Source organism: Rhizobium sp. R693 (assembly GCF_002211315.1).
Taxonomy (GTDB): Bacteria; Pseudomonadota; Alphaproteobacteria; order Rhizobiales; family Rhizobiaceae; genus Rhizobium.
In genome coordinates this window covers 15,561-35,567 of sequence record NZ_LOKY01000016.1, presented here as the reverse complement: position 1 = coordinate 35,567, position 20,007 = coordinate 15,561, and the positions used below count along the sequence as shown (strand labels likewise).

Here is a 20,007-nt window from a genome sequence, read left to right as displayed (position 1 = left end):
GCGTTATTGTCGACTACATCCTCAGTGCGCGATCCCTTGCATGGTTGATGTGCGTCGCAAGGCTGTTGACGGCATCCTCTGCCGATCGTCTTTCGATCGCCTCGAGTACCTTAAGATGCTCGCCCATAACGGGGCCAACGTGCCCCTCAATGCGAAAGCGCTCCTGGCTGATCAGGCGCATCTTGATGGAATTGACCCGGTAGGCGTTCGAAATGATGGTGTTGCCGAGCGCATCGATGAAAGCGTCATGCATGCCCCAGTCAACCGCCTGTGCGTGCACTTCCAGCTCGTGCGAGGCGTCGCCATTGCGAATGGCATCAGCGATGTCGCGATGCTGTTTGAGAAGGTTCGCAATCGTCTCGTCGGAGGCGGAATGCGTAAACAATGCGACTGCTTCTTTCTCCAGAAACAGGCGCAGCTGAAACGCCTCGCGAATGAGATTGAGATCGATATGGGCGATCTGCAGCCCGCGCTGCGGCACCGTCTTGATCAGCCCTTCGGCCTCAAGTCGCGGGATAAGCTCCCGGATTGCGCCGAGCGGCAATCCCGTCAGTTCCACGAGGCGACGCTGGGATACAAATTGACCGGGGCGCACGTCATGCGCGAGCAGATGGCGCGTAAAGCTTGCATAGGCCTTCTCGCGCAATGTTGGCTGCTCATCCGACCCGTCCATTGCCTCCCCCTCGTACATCGCACCTATGCTGCCTTGGAGCGGAAAAGTGCATCGAAGGCAAGAGCAAGCTTTTCCTGTCCGTCGCTGGAAATCGAAACGAGTGGCGGACGAACGGAAAGCCACATCTTGTCGCCGGCAAGGCGAGCGACCATGACCTTGACGGCCGCAGTCACCGGATATTGCAGAAGCTCGCCGACAAAACCCTCTACGCGCGTATCATCCTTGCCTTCTTCCGCCATGAGCTTCACCTCGCCAGGCAGGAAGTTCGCCATGCCGGAGATCGCGCCCTGGCCGCCAAGGCGCACGCCCCTTGCGAGGTGCCGCTCATCGCCGATCAGAATGATGAGATCGCCGTGCGCTTTGAGCAGGCTTTCGGTATAGGGCCAGTCGCCGGATGAATCCTTTACGCCAGTGACAATCGTCGGAAAGGCCGTGCGCAACTGCCCGATCAGCGACACGGTCAGTGGCACCATGGTTAACGACGGAATGTTGTAGACGATAATGTCGCGCGCCTTGTCGCCGAGGATCGCGAAGACAGCAGAAAACCACTTGAAGAGGCCGTCGTCGCTGACGTTCTTGAAATAGGAAGGCGGGGCCAAAAGGATGTTGCGCACACCGCGCGAAAGGGCGTGCCCTGCCTGGGCTGCGGCATCTTCGGCGGCGTCAACCAGCACGCCCATAACCAGCTTTTGCGGCTCGATCCCGGCATTGAGAAATGCGCCGAGGATACGCTCACGTTCCTCGGTTCCGATTGAAGAGCCTTCGCCGGTGGTGCCAAACAGCGTGACACTTGAACATCCAGCCGCAAGGCTTTGTCTTGCCTGCGCAATCATCGCGTCAACGGCGATATGGCCATTGGAATCAAACGGAGTTGCAAGGGCAACGGAAAGCCCGAATTTCTCAGTCAACATCAATCCTCCAAGTCGATATGTTAGAGGTAGCAGACTGACATGTTAGCTGTAAATAGGTAAAATGTAAGTGCCGCACTTAAGCAGGACAGGTGCCGTGAAAGAGCTTAGGCGAGCACAATCATCGTCAGGCGCCACTTTCCTTGACCGCTTCCATCGCCACGAAGGTCGATGTACTGGCGACGAAGGGGAGGCTCGAGATCTTTTCGCCGAGCACGAGGCGGTAATTGGCAATGTCTGACGTGCGTATCTTCAAAAGGTAGTCAAACGCGCCGGCGATCATATGGCACTCCTCGACCTCCTGCAGCTTGCGCGCGGCGTTGTTGAAAGCCTTCAACGCATGCTCACGCGTGTCCGACAGTTTTACCTCCGTGAACGCAACGTGATTCTTGCCGAGCTTTTTGACATCAACAATGGCTCGAAAGCCAAGAATATAGCCTTCTTCGATCAATCTCTTTAACCTGACCTGGCAGGGGGTGTTGGAGAGGCCCACTTTCTTGGCAAGATCGGTAATCGATATGCGACCGTCGGCGACAAGGGCTTCGATGATCTTGTGGTCGAACTGGTCGATTTCCCTGCCATTTGTAACAATGCTCACGGTATTTCCTCTTCGTTGCGCCTAAAATAGGCAAATATATCTCTATTGAGTCACGTTCAAGTGAAATTCACTTCTTGGGAACTGCTATGGATCTTCCACCATTCCGACCTGGAGCAAAGAGATGACGATCACCAACGAAGCGGTGGCGAACAAGACCGGTGACACGCAGCCTCACGGTCAGAATCCCTTCGAGGATTTTGCCCCGGCAGTGCGACCGCAAGGCGATCTGCGGCGTGCCATCACGGCCGCTTACCGTACACCGGAGACCGTTTGCGTCCCACGGCTCGTTGACGCCGCCGCGCTTCCCGAAAAGGTCAGGCAGGACGCGGCTGCAACGGCCCGCGAGCTCATCGGGGCGCTGCGCGCCAAGCACAAGGGCACTGGCGTCGAGGGTCTCGTTCACGAATATTCGCTTTCAAGCCAGGAAGGCGTTGCACTCATGTGTCTCGCCGAAGCCTTACTGCGCATTCCCGATACGGCAACGCGCGACGCCCTGATCCGAGACAAGATTGCAGAAGGCGATTGGAAATCGCATCTCGGTGGCGGTCGTTCGCTCTTCGTAAATGCCGCAACCTGGGGATTGGTGGTTACCGGCAAGCTCACCGCGACAGTCAACGATCGCAACCTCTCGGCAGCGCTCACCCGCCTCATCGCACGCTGCGGCGAGCCTGTCATTCGGCGCGGCGTCGACATGGCAATGCGCATGATGGGCGAGCAGTTCGTCACCGGTGAGACGATCGACGAAGCGCTCCAGCGGGCAAAGCCGCTGGAGCAGCGCGGCTTCCGCTACTCCTATGACATGCTCGGCGAGGCGGCGACCACAGGCGCCGACGCCGAGCGCTATTACAAGGACTACGAAGCAGCGATCCACGCCATCGGCAAAGCCTCCGACCGCCGCGGCATTTATGAAGGCCCCGGCATTTCGATCAAGCTTTCCGCCCTGCATCCGCGCTATTCGAGAGCTCAGAGCGCCCGCGTCATGGGCGAGTTGTTGCCAAAGGTAAAGGCGCTTGCAGTGATCGCCAAATCCTATGACATCGGCCTCAACATCGATGCCGAGGAGGCAGACCGGCTGGAGCTGTCACTGGATATCCTCGAAACGCTGTGTCTCGACGAAGACCTCGCCGGCTGGAACGGCATGGGCTTCGTGGTTCAGGCCTACGGCAAGCGCTGCCCCTTCGTGCTCGACTTCATCATCGATCTTGCTCGTCGTGCCGGTCGGCGCATCATGGTACGCCTCGTCAAGGGTGCCTATTGGGATGCAGAAATCAAGCGCGCGCAGCTTGATGGCCTGGAGGATTTTCCGGTCTTTACCCGCAAGATCTACACCGACGTTTCCTACATCGCCTGCGCCAAGAAGCTGCTTGCCGCAACCGACGCGGTCTTCCCGCAATTCGCCACCCACAACGCGCAGACACTTGCCACCATCTACCGCATGGCCGGCGCGGACTATTATGTCGGCAAGTACGAGTTCCAGTGCCTGCATGGTATGGGGGAGCCGCTATACGACGAGGTTGTCGGTCGGCAGAACCTCAACCGTCCGTGCCGCATCTACGCCCCCGTCGGTACCCATGAAACCCTGCTTGCCTACCTCGTGCGCCGTCTTCTCGAAAATGGTGCCAACTCCTCTTTCGTAAACCGCATTGCCGACCCCAATGTCTCGATCGATGAGCTGGTTGCCGATCCGGTCGAGATCGTCGCCAAAATGCCGGTGCCCGGTCAAAAGCACGAGAAGATCGCGCTTCCCTGCGATCTGTACGGTCAGCGCCGCAACTCTGCCGGCCTCGATATCTCCAACGAAACCTCTCTGCAGACGCTGACCGAAACACTGAAGGCGAGTGCCAGGTTCTCGTGGACGGCCGCGCCAACGAGCCAGACCGATGCGGCGCCAGCGGCCCGTAACGTTCCAAACCCGGCCGACAGCCGTGACGTTGTCGGTAGCGTGCGCGAAGCGACCGTGCAAGAGGCGGCTCATGCAGCCGCGATCGCACTGAAGGCTGCCTCGTCCTGGGCTGCGGCATCGCCCCTTGCAAGAGCGGCACTGCTTGATCGTGCCGCCGACATCATGCAGGCGAAAATGGAAACGCTTTTGGGCCTCATTATCCGCGAGGCCGGTAAATCGCTGCTAAACGCGGTTGCCGAAGTGCGCGAGGCCATCGACTTCCTGCGCTACTATGCCGAGCAGAGCCGCCGCACGCTTGGACCGTCGCACGCGCCACTCGGGCCGGTCGTTTGCATCAGCCCCTGGAACTTTCCGCTGGCAATCTTCACCGGCCAGGTCGCTGCCGCTCTTGTCGCCGGCAATCCGGTCCTTGCAAAGCCCGCGGAAGAAACACCGCTGATTGCCGCCGAGGCCGTTCGCATCCTGCACGAGGCCGGAATTCCTGCAGACGTCGTCCAATTGGTTCCCGGAGACGGAAGGGTAGGGGCGGCCCTTGTTGCAGCCCCTGAAGCCGCAGCTGTTATGTTTACAGGCTCGACCGAAGTCGCCCGTATGATCCAGGCCGAACTTGCCAAACGCCTCTCAAAGGACGGCAAGCCGATCCCATTGATTGCAGAGACTGGCGGTCAGAACGCCATGATCGTCGACTCCTCGGCACTCGCCGAACAGGTCGTCGGCGACGTGATCGCCTCGGCCTTCGACAGCGCCGGGCAGCGCTGCTCAGCACTGCGCATCCTGTGCCTGCAGGAAGACGTCGCTGATCGCACGCTGACCATGCTGAAGGGCGCGTTACGCGAGCTTTCGATCGCCAATACCAACCGGCTGGCCTCCGATATCGGTCCGGTAATCACCGCTGAAGCCAAGGCCATCATCGAGGCCCACGTTGCCGCCATGGGCAGCGCCGGTTGCGCTGTCGAGCGCGTTGACTTGCCGGATGCGACCAAGCACGGAACCTTCGTTGCACCAACGATCATCGAGATCGACAAGATCTCGCAGCTGAAGCGCGAAGTTTTCGGCCCCGTTCTGCACGTCATCCGGTGGCGGCGCCAGGATCTTGGTCGCCTGATCGACGAGATTAATGGCACCGGCTACGGCCTGACCTTCGGTCTCCACACGCGCCTCGACGAGACGATCGCGACCGTCACGTCGCAGGTGAAGGCCGGCAATCTCTATGTAAACCGCAACGTCATCGGCGCCGTTGTCGGCGTCCAGCCCTTTGGCGGTCGCGGCTTGTCGGGCACAGGTCCCAAGGCAGGCGGTCCGCTCTATCTCGGGCGTTTGGTCACAACGCCGCCGATCCCGCCGCAACACAGCTCCGTCTACAGCGATCCCGCTCTTTCCGACTTTGCCAAGTGGCTGGATCAACAGGGGCTTTCAGACGACGCGGAAATGGCGCGCCATCTCGGCAGCCAATCGGCTCTGGGCCTGGAAACCGAGCTTGCCGGTCCCGTCGGCGAGCGCAACCTCTATGCGCTTCACGCGCGAGGCGCGATCCTCTGCGCTGCGGCCTCTCGGACCGGCCTCATTCGCCAGGTCTCGGCGGTTCTCGCCACCGGTAACAGCGCTGTCATCGACGCTGATGACAGTCTCCGCTCGACGCTGAACGGCGTTCCCACCAGCGTCGCCCAACGGCTTTCCTGGCAAGCGGCGTCCGCAAAGGCCAGCCCGATGGCCGGCGCTCTGATTGAAGGCGACGCCGACCGCGTTTCGGCCATGCTGGCAAAACTCGCTGTGATGCCCGGTCCTCTGCTGCTGACCCAGTCAGCTTCGAGCGAGCAGCTTGAACGCGATCCCGACGCTTACTGCCTCAACTGGCTTCTGGAGGAGGTGTCCACCTCGATCAACACCGCCGCAGCCGGCGGCAACGCCAGCCTGATGTCGATAGGGTAGGCCCATGGTGTCACGTTGTTTCGACCGGGATTAGATGTCTTGAGGGTAAGAGCAGAGCGTCTGTTATGTGTGGTGCGACGAAGAGATTTTCGCGTCGCCGAGAAGACTGAGATGAAGCCTTGGCTCCGCTTTTGCAGTCGCTAACAACCTGACGAGCGCCAGTAAGCGGATCGGCCTTTGGGCCTCACCGCAAGTCTCAATCGGCATTGACGCCTCTGCCGAGCAGATGGGCAGCCGAACGCCAGGCGTGGTGCGCAATCTGGTCAAGCCGTCGGGCAGCGTCGATCCGACCAAGCGCATCGGCCGCAGTCAGTTCGCCCCGCGCAACGGAGGCGAGGGCCGCAGCGCGGTGGTTGCGCTGCAGGGCCTCCAGCTCGCTTGATGCTGCCTCTGCTTCATCGAGCGATGCAGCGACCTCGGTCGAAGTGCTCCAGCCGATGGAGGTGGCCTTTGTGCTGAGAGCAGATTCCGAGGTGATGGAGCCACCTATCGCCTGTACCGCGCGCATGGCCCGTGCGCATAGCTCTGCAGCGCGAAGATTGCCGGAAGCCTCGGCCCGATGCCCAGGTGAATTGCCGTCGGCCAAGATTTCTGCGAGACGTGAGGCGTGGTCGAGTGCGTGCACCGTGCTCGTCATGCGCAACCGTTCGGCATCTGTCTCAGGCCCTTCTATTAGCTCGGACAAGAAAGACCGTACTTCCGACAGTGCACTGGCCGCCTCGCCAGCCTGCGCTGAAGGGACGGCTCCGCCGGAAAGCATCACGGCAACGGAAGCCGTGGACCGCGTGAGGACGCCGGCTATGACGCGCCGGGCGGTTTCGACCGCAATCACCGGACTGGCAAGTGCGCTTGGATCGAGAGCGCGTTGAAGTGCCGTCTGCCTGGAGGGCAGGAGCCGCTCCACGATGCGGGTGAACCACTGCGTCGCCGGAAGCAGCACCGCGACACCCACCACGTTATAGGCCGTATGGTAGGCGGCAAGGAGCGTCATCCCATCGAGTGATGTCGTCAGGGCCTTCATCAGCCGGGCCGTGACCGGAAACGCGACGATAGCGATAACTGCTGCTATAAGCTTGAACAAAACATAGGCAAGAGCCAGGCGCTTGGCCGTTGCGCTGGCGCCTATGGCTGCCAGTGCAGAGCTCGTCGCCGTTCCGATGTTCTGACCGATGATCAGGGCTGCGCCCTGTTCGAGGCCCACCGCACCGGCGTAGAATGCCGAAATGGTAACGGCGATCGAAGCTGTCGATGACTGCATGACCGCGGTCATCGCCAAGCCGACGACCACCAAGCTCATGAGACCGACCGACCCATCGATCCAGCCGACCCCCGGCATGCCGAGAACCGCGGGCAGGTCGGACGGGTGCAGACTTTCGGCGAGACCTCCCATGCCCTGCTGTAAGGTGGTCAGCCCGTAGAGTACGAGCGCAAATCCTGCGAGTGCGCCGCCCGCCGCCGCGATCCGCCTGCTCCCCAGCAACTTGGCCAGTGAGCCAAAGAAGATAATCGGCAGCGCGTAAGTTGAAAGCGAGACGCGCACACCAATCAGCGCCACGAGCCAGGCCGTTCCGGTCGTGCCAACATTTGCGCCGAATACGAGGCCAAGCCCTTGCGGAAACGTCAAGAGCCCGGCGCTGACGAGGCCAATCGTCGTCATCGTTACCGCGCTCGACGACTGAACGAGTAGCGTGACGATGGCACCCCAGAAAGCCCCTGAGAGCGGCGTTGCCGCGGCCTTGCCGAGAACAGTCCGCAGTGCAGATCCCGCCAGCGCCTTCAAACCATCAGTCATGACGGTCATGCCGAGCAAAAAAAGCCCGATACCCCCGAGGATAGCAACTGCAGTAGCCATGCGCGTTCCGCCCTGTCTGCGCTCCGCTTCTAGTCGCGATTAAGTCATAGCATCGCAAGCGTAATTGTCCAAAATCGCGCTGCGCAGGATCTATGTCTGAAGACACGACACCGGCATGATGTCATCTGTTGTTTGTTCAAACGCCAGCCAGGCATAAATCTAGCTGCGACGGCTTCGAAGTCGGGACAAGGAGGCATGGACTGAAAACGTTCGTCTTTCCGACCGGTAGCATTTACATAGCGCAAAGCAGCGTCCCGGAATGATGCCCATGCGGTTTGCAAGTTGGACACTCCGTTAAAGACCTCTACCGCATCGCGAAGAGTTCCTGGTGGAAGCGCCGAGTTACGGGAAAGCCCTGCGCAGCGAAGTCGCGTTTTAATGCTTCGCCAAAGCCCGTCGGGCCACAGAACCAGATGCTCGCTTCACGCCAGTTGGGAACAGTTTTTCGAATGCGCTCGCCCGTCAGGCGGCCGTCGCGCGCATCGACCCACAAATGCAGTCGGACGTCAGCGGATCTGGCATCCTGAGCCAGCTTAGCGAGGGCTTCTTCATCGACATCGGCGGTACTGTGGAAGAGATCCGCCGTCTGCCCATCGGGCCAGTCGGGCGCTGTCTTTTGCGGTGCCATGTGCTTCATACGCGCAACAAAAGGGGTGATGCCGATTCCGCCGCCGATCCAGATCTGATGTTGACAGTCGTCATTAAAGGTAAAACAGCCATAGGGCCCTTCGATCTTCACCTCTTGCCCGACCGCAAGCTTCTCGCGCAGGCGGCCGGTGTGGTCGCCCAGTTCCTTGGTGATGAAGGAAATTCTTGGGTTTTCACGATGCCATGCGGAGGCGATGGTGTAGGGATGGGCGCCCTCTGTCACATCTGACGTGGCAAAGGCGAACTGGCCTGGCTTGTGCCCCGGCCAGCCTCGCGGCACCTCGATTTCGGATTCCAGCACGCGCACCCCAGGATAGTAGCGAAGAGAGACGATCCTACCGTTCACCTGGCGGTCCGCACCTACTCGACGCAGGAGGACGATCGTAGCCGCCCATGTACCATAGGCGACCAGCACCGCGGTCATCCATCCAACAGGGGATACCCAATAACTGAACTTGATGAGGACGACCGTGTGGAAGACCAAAGCCAGATAGGCGACGGCTAGAAGGCGGTGCGTCTTATAGAACAGTCGATAGGGGAAATAGTGGACAAGTGCCAGTGCGATCAGGAGCGCGGCGGCATAAAAGGCCCATTCACCGACGGTCTCGGCAAAACCGCGCAAGCTCCCCAGGAACGCTTGGACAGGGTTGTCGATCGCAGGCCGCCCTCCGCCCACCGGGCGCTCGAGCCAACCCCAACCGACCGCCCATTTCGGCCCCTGAGCCATGAGCCAATGGACGATGGCAACGACGAGCGCCGTGACGCCGAGCCACTTGTGCAGGCGATAGATCTTGTCGAGACCACCAAACCATGGCTCCGGCCAGCGTGGCCGCAACGCCAGAACCATCGCGACGCTCATGCAACCAATCGCGATGATGCCGGTGAACTGCATCGTCAGAGCACGAACGCCAAAGAAGCTCACCGCCTGAAAGACCGCTGGCTCAGCAACCAACCAAGATAGGGACAGGAGCACGAGCATAGCCCAAAATGCACGCTTCAGGTTTCGCATGGGCGTCGCCTCTAGGATGATCCGGCTTACCGAGAAGTCCTCTGGTGCCCGGACCTTTAGCGATGATGGTGTAGACGAGTGGTATTCTCAATAGCTGCTCAACCGTTTTTCCGGCGACGGCATGGCCTGGCGGCTTCTCGATTGCGTTGGCACGAAGCAGTACAGGATTGCGCCACCGTTACGACACCCTGGCGTGAGAGTACTGCGCGAAGCGACTGAGAGGGCGCTTCGTGCGCGTCCCGGCCTGAGCGGATGTCATTGAACCGCGTCCCGACGGCCGTTCACCAATTGATGGCCCACCACAGAAGCGCGCCGGCGACGCAGACTACCATTGCGACGTAAAAAAACCGCGACGCCATCATACCTCCAGAAGTTATAGCCTCGGATTAAACAATCTTAGGTGGATAACGTCAAGCGCGAGGATGATGACATGAGCGGCAGCCTTCGGATCCGATTTCTGTTTTGAAGCATTAAGGCGCATTGATCTCGCCGATGCTGCAGTCGGATGGACACCCAGGGGATCGACGGAGCGTAGCCACGACACGGCCCGGCGGCTGTTGGCAGCTCTCGGGCGACCAGATGGCCGCGCGGTCGAAAGTTGATGCGCGAGTGGAAGGCACAAAGGGAGAGGTCAATCATGGAACCTCCATGGAAAATGTTCGTTCGAACTTTGAAAGAAATACCGGCGGCAGAGGCCCGGCTCTTGGTCGCAGCAGCGATCCTCAAAGGCGCTGGAATGCCATTACTGCGAAGGCACGCCGCCTTTTCATCTTAACGAACGCAGCCTCAGACGGCAGGCCGGCAAAGGGGATTTGGATGGCTTCATTGCGCTTGACGATCTGCTGGATGTCATCCTGGAACCTTGCCGACCTTGAAGAGGCGATGGAGGAAGTCGGGATGAGCAGAAGGGTCCGGCGAAAGGTATCTACTGGAAGTCGGAACGGCCAGCATTGGGATGAGAGCGGCTAACTACGGATCGAACACGTAATCTGGAAATTATCCAAGCCGCTGCCATGGCGGCGGCGTGGGCAATGAGAACGTCTGATGGCGTCACGGAGCCAGGAAGCGGTTGAGATATTCGAAGCTGCGCCTTGCAAACTCCGAGGGATCCTTCGGATTATCATGCTCCACGACGAGTGTTTTCGCCCCGCAACGTATCGCTTCCCGCCATAGGCTCGGCCAAATCAGAACTCCTGCGCCGACGTCAGCCCATCCGTCTTGATCGGCATTTGCTCCTTCAGGAGCTCTATCCTTGACGTGGGCGGAGTCAAGAAGTCGTTGATAACGTCGCAGCCATTCTGACGGGCTGGCGCCCGCGTTGTGGATCCAGCCGATGTCTGCTTGCCATCGCAGCCGACTTCCTCGTGCAGCTTCGAAAAGAACGTCGATGCCACAGCGTGCACCAGACATTGCGGCGAAGCCCGCGGATTGGTTGTGGTATCCAAATGCAATGCGCTGGTCTCCCAGTCGTTCGGCAAGGTCGGCAAGCTCGACGCCCAATTTCCTCCAGGCGATCTCGCCGTGTCCGTTGAACGTACGCCAAGGGTGGGGTGAGAAGACCGTCTCGACGCCGCACTCGTTGCACGCATCGATAAGCTCTTGGGACTTCGCCCGAAGGGAATCGAGACCGATATGAGCCGTTGGCGCTTTAAGCCCGTAACGGCGCAAACCGCTTACTAGCTCGGCACTATCTTGCAGATGGTCTTCGAGCGGCTCCACGAATTGAAACCCGGCGGATGCGGCAGCGCGCAGCTGCAGATCGAGTGGGCCGAGCCCCCTCATTGAGAACAGTTGCAAAGATAGCTTTGGGTGCATCATATGGGCCTCGTTGTCTCGTTCTTTTACCGAAAGCCGACGGCTTGTGCGAGAAGTCGAATGGGAGCGATTTTTAAACCTTCCAGATAGGCCGCACTGTTGCGATCGATGTTGCGCAGGATCGACGCATCGCGGATCTCTGGTAGCGGTTTTGCGTGTGAAGATGATTTTGCCGACGACGGAGGCGGCTAAACCCGCGCACTCTTCCTCTCAATGATTGTTGCCCGGTGCGAAACGGTCGCTGGCGGGTAACACACGTGACTGTGTGGTGCTTTGCTATGCCCCAGGGACGCCATTGCCAATTGTGTCCGTTGGCGGCTCCCTTGATCGGGGCTGCATTGAGCTCCGGTGCGGTTCTTGTGCGCGGATCAGGCAATCATTTCGCAGACTGTCGAAGCAATGCTTCGAGCTCCGTAGCTCGGCTCGCCTACCGCATGATCTGCAAGGGAAGCTCGGTGCTTTTCTTCAGGGTGCGGAGGACGATACTCGACCGCACTGACGCAAGCCCGCCCGTGACCTTGATCATCCGCTCCAGGAATACGCTGAGGTGATCAAGGTCGCTGGCCACAATTTTCATCAGGAAGTCGGCCTCGCCGGTCTGCGAATAACACTCCAGGATTTCTGGAGAGGTTTCAATGAAGCGGTGCAACTGCTCATTGCCTCCCTCCGTATGGGCTCGCAGGCTCACCAATGTATGGGCAACGACGGAAAGTCCTAGCTTTTCTGGGTTGAGGATAGCCACGACATTCTGAACAAAACCTTCGCTCCGGAGGCGGTCAAGCCTTCTAGAGCACTGCGCGGCCGACAGGTTCACGAGTTGTGATAGCTCGGCCTGCGTCAGTTCCGCGTTTCTTTGGATTGCCGCAAGGAGCCGGATATCAAACTGGTCTAGTGCCTCTTTGCTCGCCATGTCGACTTTCATGCGTGAAGTTCGGCAAAATTAGGAATTTCATGCGTCCTTCTACTTGTGTGTGAACAAAAATGCAAGAAATCGCCATCGTAGTCACGGTAGGGTGACGCCGGCTCCTAAAAGCGAGGTGGAAGATGTTCAATAAACTCAAAGAGCAGCCAGCCGATAGCCTTCTGGCACTTATCAAGGCGTTTCACGCCGACCCACGTCAAACTAAGATCGACCTTGGTGTTGGCGTCTATCGTGACCAACAGGGAAAGACGCCGGTTATGCGCGCCGTCAAGAAGGCGGAGAGGTTCTTGCTCGAAACGCAGGACAGCAAACGCTACCTCGGTCCGGAAGGCGATCTGACTTTCGTTAATTTGCTCAAGCCGATTATTTTCGGAGCCACGAGCAGCTTGCTTGATCACATTGTCGGTATTCAGACGCCCGGCGGAAGCGGGGCCTTGCGGCTCGGCGCCGAGCTCATCGCTAAGGCCAATCCGAATGCTCAGGCCTGGTTGGGGACGCCCAGCTGGCCTAACCATGCGCCGATCTTTGGATCCGCCCGGTTGGCCGTCAAGGACTATCGGTTCGTCGATCTGGCCACGCAGAAGATCGACTTCGATCGCGTTGTCGAGGCGCTGTCATTGGCGAACGCGGGAGATATCGTTCTTCTTCATGGTTGCTGCCATAACCCCACGGGAATCGATTTTACCACTGAACAATGGAAGCAGATCACGGCGTTCCTCGTAGAACGGGCGCTCATTCCGTTCATCGACCTTGCCTATCAGGGACTCGGCGATAGTCTTGAGCAAGACGCAGAGCCGACGCGCCTTGTTCTCAGTGCAGTCGACGAAGCAATGGTTGCCTATTCCTGCGACAAGAATTTCGGGCTTTACCGCGAACGCGTCGGCGCACTTTATCTCGTGAGCCGCAATTCCAGAGAACTTCAAATTGCCGAAAGCAACCTGGCCTCCTTGGCCCGAGTCAACTGGTCGATGCCGCCCGATCATGGCGCGGCAATCGTTCGTGCCATTCTGGAAAGCGCGGAGCTAACGGAAATCTGGAAGGATGAGCTTCGGGAAATGTGCTCTCGCGTCAATGGAAATCGTGCAGCACTCGCAGCGGCACATCCTGATCTGGCCTTTATCGCAAAGCAGCGTGGCCTTTTCTCAAATCTGGCCATTTCGAAGGAAATCACCGCAGCCCTGCGATTGAAGCAGGGGGTCTACATGGCGGATTCCGGCCGCATGAACATTGCAGGAATGCAACCTGACGACGTCGACGTCATCGTGAAGTCTCTTCACGCAGAGGGCGCATTGAACACTCGATCCGCAGCCAGACCTCATTCCTAATTCAAAGTTGGACAAGTCATGACAAAAATGGAAACCACGGGGCAGGCCATTGCCCGCTCCCTAATCGAAAACGGCATTGATACGGTGTTCGGCATTCCCGGCGCCCACATGTACGACTTCAATGACGCTCTTTATGAAAAGCGCGACGAGATCCGTTTCATCCACACCCGCCACGAACAGGGTGCCGGCTATATGGCTTACGGCTATGCCCAGTCGACCGGCCGGATCGGCGCATACACGGTCGTGCCCGGTCCGGGCGTCCTGAACTCCGGCGCAGCTTTGTGCACGGCTTACGGCTCCAATTCGCCGGTTCTGTGCCTAACAGGCAATATCATGTCTCATTTGATCGGCCAGGGGCGAGGGCAGTTGCACGAACTGCCCGACCAATTGGCGACCATGCGGGGCATCACCAAGGTCGCCGAACGCATCGATCACCACTCTCAGACGGGAGCGGTCATGGCCGAGGTTATCGGCAAGATGCTTTCCGGACGTCGAGGGCCGGGCGCTGTCGAAGCACCGTGGGATGTCTTCGGCATGGCGGGACCTGAACTGGATCTTCCGCAGACCAAACCTGCTTCCGCCCCACAGGTAAATCCAGAGCAGATCAAGGCAGCTGCCGCAATTCTCGCAAATGCACGGAACCCTCTCATTATGGTCGGCGGCGGCGCCGTGGGGGCGGGCGATGAAGTCGCTCTGCTGGCGGAAACCCTCAACGCGCCGGTCACCTCACACCGTTCTGGCAAGGGCGTCGTCAGCGATGACCATCCCAACTATCTCAATTTGGTGGCTGCCTTCGACTATTGGAAGGACACAGACGTCTTGATCGGGATCGGGAGCCGCCTTGAACTTCAATACATGCGCTGGCGGTGGTTGCCGAAGGGGCTGAAGGTTATTCGCATCGACATCGATCCGACGGAAATGGTCCGCCTCAAACCGGATGTCCGTGTGGTTGCCGACGCGAGGGCAGGAACCAGGGCTCTGATCGACGCTCTGGTTCCGCCGACCGCTGCCGACAGGACAGGCGAGTTTGCAGAGCTCAACCGCAGGGCGAGGGAGCGCTTTTCGGCTGTGCAGCCGCAGGTCCACTATCTCAACGCGATCCGCGAGGCCCTTCCCAGAGACGGCTTTTTCGTCGAGGAAGTCAGTCAGATGGGCTTCACCGCTCGATTTGCGTTCCCGGTCTACAGCCCAAGACGGTATGTCACTTGCGGCTATCAGGACAATCTCGGTTTTGGCTTCAATACCGCGCTCGGCGTCAAAGTCGGCAACCCCGACAAAGCCGTCGTATCGGTGTCAGGTGACGGCGGTTTCATGTTCGGTATCCAGGAGCTGGCAACCGCCGTTCAACACAACATCGCGGTTGTAGCCATTGTCTTCAACAATAACGCCTACGGAAACGTCCTGCGTGACCAGAAGCAGACCTATTCAGGTCGCTACCTCGGTTCCGAACTGACGAACCCAGACTTTGTGAAGCTGGGCGAGAGCTTCGGCGTCAAGACATTCCGGGCCACATCACCGCGCGAACTCAAGTCGCTAATCATCGAGGCATTGGATCTGAACGCTCCTGTCCTTATCGAGGTGCCGATCGAGAGGGGTTCGGAAGCTAGCCCATGGCCCTTCCTCCATCCAGAGCCGCCTGCCGTATAGGCTCTGCCCTCCCATAACACTCTGTTATTTTGGAGAGCCTCACCCGAGTGCATCAGGCCGGCGATTAGGGTAGGGGATCACCCGCTTCTTGCGAATGCGCCATGAAGACTCCGGCCGGCGTTTTGTAGCCGATGCACTTTCTTGGCTGGTCGTTGAGGTGGCGAGCGAGGTGTATTAGCTCTCGCTGAGCGACCGGTGCTAGGTCGGTATGGGTTGGCATGAAGCGGCGAATGCGCTTGTGCTGGCATTTTCGACGACTCCCTTCCACCAGGGGGCACTGGGGTCGCAGAACATGGGGTAATCGCGGCGCGACCGCCCCAAGCAGAGGCTAGCGGGGTCAGGACTGGCGAGCGCAGTCGAGGGAACGCTGTCCACTCACTCCTTGACGCAACTGTCGTCCATCGGCAAGCCCTTGCTGGTTCCCGCCGTGAGCGCCACGACCGGAAAGGCTGTGCTCTTCGACAGCAAGAGTCCGTTGCCCGGTGGACGGCAGATATTACCTGGCGGGCGATCGTGCCTGCAAAATCGTGAGGCAACATGGCCCGGACCGGATCATGTGCGCTGATGCGAAGGGGAAGGACACTGGGTTGCGTCCCGCCATGACCAACCAGGAGCTCACCAGACCAACCGTATGATCGAGGAGGCGCAAAGGTCAGCACAGAACGATCAAGCCATCATGAACCAGCTCATCCGGAATAAGATGCAGGCGTCGCAGTCAGTAGCTTCGACGGTAAGGCAAACCAACTGTCAGCCGTTCGGCAGTTCCATCAATTGCATCTTGTACTGAGAGGTAATGCGGACCGTCTATCGCGAGATACGCCGGATCCGCGTTGAAGATCCCTTTCGAGGTGGAATGGTTCCCGCAGGGCGAGGGGGGTGAGCTCTTCAGCGCTCCGCGCCTACAGGGTCGGGGATTTAGGACCCAACGGCTGCGAATTCGAATCCTTCGGCGACTCTCTCTGGTCGAAGCGCCAGGAGCACGTCCGCTGGCTACTTCAATCGGAGGAGGGCAAAAGCGCCGTTCGCTGTGCTATTGTGGGCGGGCGGGGGCATCAATGGATTACGATTTCAGCGTGCGTACTGGTTGCGAGCCACTCGCTGGCGTCGTTCGGCCCCGCATCGTTTAACGCATTCAGACGCTGACAGAGGCCTGTTGCCGAGCCAGAGCGTGGTATTCGCATTTTTGTATTTGCTCAAAAAGAGGAGGTTCACATGCGATCGATGATTGCTTTGACAGTACTGGCTGCGCTTCCCACCATTGCGTTCGCTCAGGCAGCGCCAAAAGGGGCCGCACCGATCCCCGCGGCCGAAATCAAGGAAATGTTCGCCGGGAAGACCTATAATTTCACCGAGAAAGGTCACAAAGGAGAGAAGGAGCCGATCTCCTGGTATCTCGGCGCCGACGGCAAGATGCTCGGCTACACGGGAAACGGCCCGTCCCATGCTGAGGGCACGTGGTCGACTTCAGACGGCAAGCTCTGCGTTTCGGACCAGTGGACGGGGGCATGGGGCACGAACCACTCGGACGAATGTCAACTGTGGGCGCGCGACACCGCAAAGCCGAAGGTTCTCTATCGGGCGGAGCCGGCCAAGGGCGGAACGTGGGCTAAATTCACACCGAAGCTGTCTGGCGGCGACACGATCACCCCGAAGATCGAGGCTTTGAAGGTGAAGCTTATGAAGCAGTAGCTTGCTGCACGTGGCTTTCGGGCGTCGCGCTTTCATGCTTCAGGCATACCTGCGAGCAATAACCCCGCCAGAATGGGTTCGATCCGCTCTGGAAGCTTGGCGGCTTGGCCTGCGCGAATACTGGCGACCGTGACCTCGGGCGAGATCGTGAGCAAGCTGGCGAGATGCCGTCGGGCCTCCTCCATCCGTCCGAGCTGCGCGTTCGCAGCGATCAGCATCCAGAAGCATGGGCCGTAGTAGGCATTGGCAGCCATCGACTTACCCGCCCAGATCAATGCTTGTTCGTAATTGCCACGCACCATCTCGATGTGGGCGAGCCCCGTTAGGTTCCAGTGCGAGTCCACTCCGTTGGGACTGAGCCGCTCGGCACGCTGAAAATATGTCACGGCGTCATCAAGGCTACCGCAGAGCAGGTTGGCAACGCCGGCGGTAGCCACGACCTCGAGGTTGTTTGGATTGATCGAAACGGCCCGTCGGATCAGCTCGAATCCCCGGTCATACTCTCTCAGGTACTGAAGGAGCGCGTTTCCACACATCCCCACCACGGTCGCATCGCCTTGGCCGTTGGAGAGGGCACGCTCGATATAGTTCGAACAAAGTTTCCGGTTGTCGTCCGCATCAGGGAGCTTCCATCCAAACACCCCGCGCTGCATCAGCAGCATCACGCCAGACGCAAGATAGGTCGCATTACCTGGCTCGAGTGAAATCGCCCTTTTGATCAGCGAAAGTCCGGCACCATTCCGATCCAGCTCACTCGAGTACACGTTTGCCAGCGACCGAAGATAGAGGTCATATGCCTCCATGCTCTCCGGGCGCTCTCTCCGGGAACGGGCGACCTCCGCGCGCTTGATGTGCGGTTCGACACGACGCTTTCGGTGATGCGGTCCTGGAAATCGAAAATGTCGTCTGTCGATCCATCGTAGTACTCGGCCCAGAGATGGGCGCCCGTACCACCCTCGACGAGCTGCGCCGCAATACGCAGACGAGTGGCGGCTCTTCGAATGCTGCCTTCAAGGACGTAGCGCACGCCGAGCTCCTGCGCGACCTGGCGGACATCGGTCGCTCGTCCCTTGTAGACGAATGAGGAATTGCGCGCGATTACCGCAAACGAGCGGAAGCGGCTGAGCGCCGTTATTATGTCTTCTACAACTCCATCCGCGAAATACTCCTGTTCGACATCGCCACTCAGGTTCTGGAAGGGAAGCACGGCCAGCGACGGGCGCATGCTTTCGACGCTCTTGAGCGGAACGGTGGAGTCCACCACCGTCGAGTGTGGTGGATGCCATCTCCAGATGTGGACGGGTCGGTCGATGTTCTTCAGGTGGACCTCGCCGCCGTCATCGAACAAGGCGTCGACACGGCCAACGATGCTTTCCTTGACTGTCGAGGCGATGCAAATACCACCCGGCTCTGCCAAGGACTCCAGGCGGGCTGCGACATTGACACCATCGCCATAGATGTCGGCGTCATCAAACCTCACATCGCCAAGGTTTATGCCTATCCGAAGGACTCACTTAGCAGTGCATCGTCCTTGTCGGTTGAGTTTTCCTGCAACGCCAGTGCGCAATTCATCGCATCGACAACGCTGTCAAATTGGACAAGTGTGCCGTCACCCATCAGCTTGAAGATACGGCCATTGTGGCCCGCCACGACCGGATCGAAGACCACTTGCCGATGACGTTTCAAAGCGGCCAGGGTTGCAGTTTCATCGGTTGCCATCAGGCGAGAATAACCGACGACATCAGCCGCCAAGATCGCCGCCAACCTACGATCGACATGATCATCCATCATCGTGCTCTCCAGCTTCGAGATCATAGCCGTCAGCCAGGCGCAATCCAAGATAGTTCTCGAACTGGGATTCGAACTCGAAATACTCATTTCGCGTAACGCGGCCGAGCCTTAAAATCTTTGGCTGCCAGGAAGCGGGAATTCTCGGTTTCGTTGACGCCGAACCGTGGCTGATTAGGAGACAGGCATGAGGCGTAATGTTGCTTCTTGGGCACCGGACTCCAGTGCGGGGTCGAGAGTACACCGGTAGTCTGAGTAGCAAACGACCGAGCTAGTACGATGCAATAGCGCCCGGGCAGAGGACGGGGGTAGCGAGACGTAGGATGCTCGCTATCGCTGTTGCCTTCCCCTCTGCTATCGCCAGAGCAGAGGCTTACTTCGCTTCCGGCGATTTTCGGAAGGATCTGGCGCGACTTGTCGCCATGCTGACCTAGAGCCAGAACGCTGAACGTGCATCGGTTCTCACACAGTATCTCGATGGTGAGCTCACACCTGCCTTGACTTGCAGTTCGTGCCTCCGCTCAGCCCCCACAACTCAACTTGATCTCGCCGCGTACGCGGAAGGAGTTTCCATGACCGATGCTCAATGCGCCTGTGGCGCTCTCAGACTGACCATTAATGGACCGCCTCTGTTGACGGCGCTCTGTCACTGTTTTGCGTGTCAGCGAAGAGCGGGCGCACCGTTCAGCGCCAACGCGTTCTACGCCATTGATTGTGTCGAAATCTCCGGAGCGTCGACGGAGTTCATTCGCACCGCCGACAGCGGCAGCAAGGTTCAAATGCACTTTTGCCCGACTTGCGGTTCGACCGTCTATTGGAAGGGTCGAGGCCGCGCGGACCTGGATCGGTGTGGCGGTCGGTTCATTCGCCGACCCGGCCTATGCGCCGCCCTCCATGTCAGTCTTCGAGCAATCGAAACATCCGTGGGTGCAGCTTGCCGACACGGTCGAGCATCTCGAACGTCTTCCACCCCGCCAAGACTAGGGTGGGGCATTGGTCATCTCAGCAAGGCGGGTTAAAGTCCCAGCGGGAGCCCCTTGAATGGCGGGGCGGCGGCTGGTCCCGCTCTTGCTCCAGGGATGTGATCGCCTCGATGACGTCAATCAGTTCCTCGGACGTCATAACCTTTACCTCAGCAAAACCGTGCTTGCTTACAAAGAGAAGCAGGCCACCGGGGGGCCAGGCCCCGTGACGGCGCCGAGGTAGGCGGCGACCAATATATCGCTCTGCGGTCCGACGCTCGTCTAACGCCAAGTTTTTTGAGATAGTGAGCATTCGGCAGATCACACGATCTTCCGAAT

Annotated in this window: 14 protein-coding genes and 3 pseudogenes; 5 read left to right on the top strand and 12 right to left on the bottom strand. The window is 59.2% G+C overall.

Going from position 1 to position 20,007, the window contains the following annotated elements:
• Window positions 1-13 precede the first annotated feature (13 nt).
• The 3 genes from ATY79_RS15885 to ATY79_RS15875 all read right to left on the bottom strand — a co-directional run bounded on the left by ATY79_RS15885 (window position 14) and on the right by ATY79_RS15875 (window position 2,179).
• Window positions 14-691, bottom strand: a complete 678-nt coding sequence (locus tag ATY79_RS15885; RefSeq protein WP_189638024.1) for a GntR family transcriptional regulator — start codon at window positions 689-691, stop codon at window positions 14-16.
• A gap of 5 nt (window positions 692-696) precedes the next feature.
• The gene (locus ATY79_RS15880) at window positions 697-1,581 is read right to left on the bottom strand and encodes a dihydrodipicolinate synthase family protein (RefSeq protein WP_088704387.1); all 885 of its coding nucleotides are present in this window, start codon (window positions 1,579-1,581) and stop codon (window positions 697-699) included.
• 127 nt (window positions 1,582-1,708) lie between these two features.
• Window positions 1,709-2,179, bottom strand: coding sequence for an Lrp/AsnC ligand binding domain-containing protein (locus ATY79_RS15875; RefSeq protein WP_088704344.1), 471 nt, complete (start codon window positions 2,177-2,179; stop codon window positions 1,709-1,711).
• A 121-nt stretch (window positions 2,180-2,300) separates the two neighbouring features.
• On the opposite strand from ATY79_RS15875, the gene putA reads away from it, so the two are divergent.
• A complete protein-coding gene (putA, locus tag ATY79_RS15870; protein ID WP_245312387.1) occupies window positions 2,301-6,011 on the top strand; it encodes a trifunctional transcriptional regulator/proline dehydrogenase/L-glutamate gamma-semialdehyde dehydrogenase in 3,711 nt (1,236 codons plus the stop codon).
• Between the two features lie 196 nt (window positions 6,012-6,207).
• Here the strand turns inward: putA and ATY79_RS15865 are convergent, their stop codons facing one another.
• From ATY79_RS15865 to ATY79_RS15845, 5 genes and pseudogenes are all read right to left on the bottom strand, one after another.
• Window positions 6,208-7,863 (bottom strand): Na/Pi symporter, encoded by a 1,656-nt coding sequence (locus ATY79_RS15865; protein WP_088704343.1) that lies wholly within the window; start codon window positions 7,861-7,863, stop codon window positions 6,208-6,210.
• A 304-nt stretch (window positions 7,864-8,167) separates the two neighbouring features.
• Entirely contained in the window at window positions 8,168-9,520 is a 1,353-nt protein-coding gene (locus tag ATY79_RS15860) for a ferric reductase-like transmembrane domain-containing protein (RefSeq protein ID WP_088704342.1), read from the bottom strand.
• Window positions 9,521-9,947: 427 nt separating this feature from the next.
• A pseudogene (locus tag ATY79_RS31970) lies at window positions 9,948-10,064 on the bottom strand (type II toxin-antitoxin system VapC family toxin); the annotation flags it as partial.
• 506 nt (window positions 10,065-10,570) lie between these two features.
• Window positions 10,571-11,338 (bottom strand): sugar phosphate isomerase/epimerase, encoded by a 768-nt coding sequence (locus tag ATY79_RS15850; protein ID WP_088704340.1) that lies wholly within the window; start codon window positions 11,336-11,338, stop codon window positions 10,571-10,573.
• Window positions 11,339-11,762: 424 nt separating this feature from the next.
• Window positions 11,763-12,257, bottom strand: coding sequence for an Lrp/AsnC family transcriptional regulator (locus tag ATY79_RS15845; RefSeq protein WP_245312386.1), 495 nt, complete (start codon window positions 12,255-12,257; stop codon window positions 11,763-11,765).
• 122 nt (window positions 12,258-12,379) lie between these two features.
• Between ATY79_RS15845 and ATY79_RS15840 the strand changes: the two genes are divergently transcribed.
• Window positions 12,380-13,582 (top strand): amino acid aminotransferase, encoded by a 1,203-nt coding sequence (locus tag ATY79_RS15840; RefSeq protein WP_088704339.1) that lies wholly within the window; start codon window positions 12,380-12,382, stop codon window positions 13,580-13,582.
• A gap of 18 nt (window positions 13,583-13,600) precedes the next feature.
• Entirely contained in the window at window positions 13,601-15,229 is a 1,629-nt protein-coding gene (locus tag ATY79_RS15835; protein ID WP_088704338.1) for a thiamine pyrophosphate-dependent enzyme, read from the top strand.
• A gap of 64 nt (window positions 15,230-15,293) precedes the next feature.
• Here the strand turns inward: ATY79_RS15835 and ATY79_RS15830 are convergent.
• A pseudogene (locus ATY79_RS15830) lies at window positions 15,294-15,520 on the bottom strand (IS30 family transposase); the annotation flags it as partial.
• Window positions 15,521-16,441: 921 nt separating this feature from the next.
• Here ATY79_RS15830 and ATY79_RS15825 point away from each other — a divergent pair.
• Window positions 16,442-16,918 (top strand): DUF995 domain-containing protein, encoded by a 477-nt coding sequence (locus tag ATY79_RS15825; protein WP_088704337.1) that lies wholly within the window; start codon window positions 16,442-16,444, stop codon window positions 16,916-16,918.
• A 32-nt stretch (window positions 16,919-16,950) separates the two neighbouring features.
• On the opposite strand, the gene ATY79_RS31565 is transcribed toward ATY79_RS15825, so the two are convergent.
• From ATY79_RS31565 to ATY79_RS31555, 3 genes are read right to left on the bottom strand one after another with little or no spacing between them, the layout of a single operon-like run.
• Window positions 16,951-17,721: a hypothetical protein gene (locus ATY79_RS31565; RefSeq protein ID WP_245312385.1), complete on the bottom strand. Its 771-nt coding sequence runs from the start codon at window positions 17,719-17,721 to the stop codon at window positions 16,951-16,953.
• Window positions 17,637-18,398 (bottom strand): adenylate/guanylate cyclase domain-containing protein, encoded by a 762-nt coding sequence (locus ATY79_RS31560; protein ID WP_245312384.1) that lies wholly within the window; start codon window positions 18,396-18,398, stop codon window positions 17,637-17,639. The genes ATY79_RS31565 and ATY79_RS31560 overlap by 85 nt, the downstream gene beginning before the upstream one ends.
• 17 nt (window positions 18,399-18,415) lie before the next feature.
• On the bottom strand, window positions 18,416-18,709 hold the full coding sequence (locus ATY79_RS31555) for a hypothetical protein (protein ID WP_245312383.1): 294 nt from the start codon (window positions 18,707-18,709) through the stop codon (window positions 18,416-18,418).
• A 569-nt stretch (window positions 18,710-19,278) separates the two neighbouring features.
• Between ATY79_RS31555 and ATY79_RS15815 the strand changes: the two are divergent.
• Window positions 19,279-19,690 (top strand): annotated as a pseudogene (locus ATY79_RS15815) (GFA family protein).
• Window positions 19,691-20,007 lie beyond the last annotated feature (317 nt).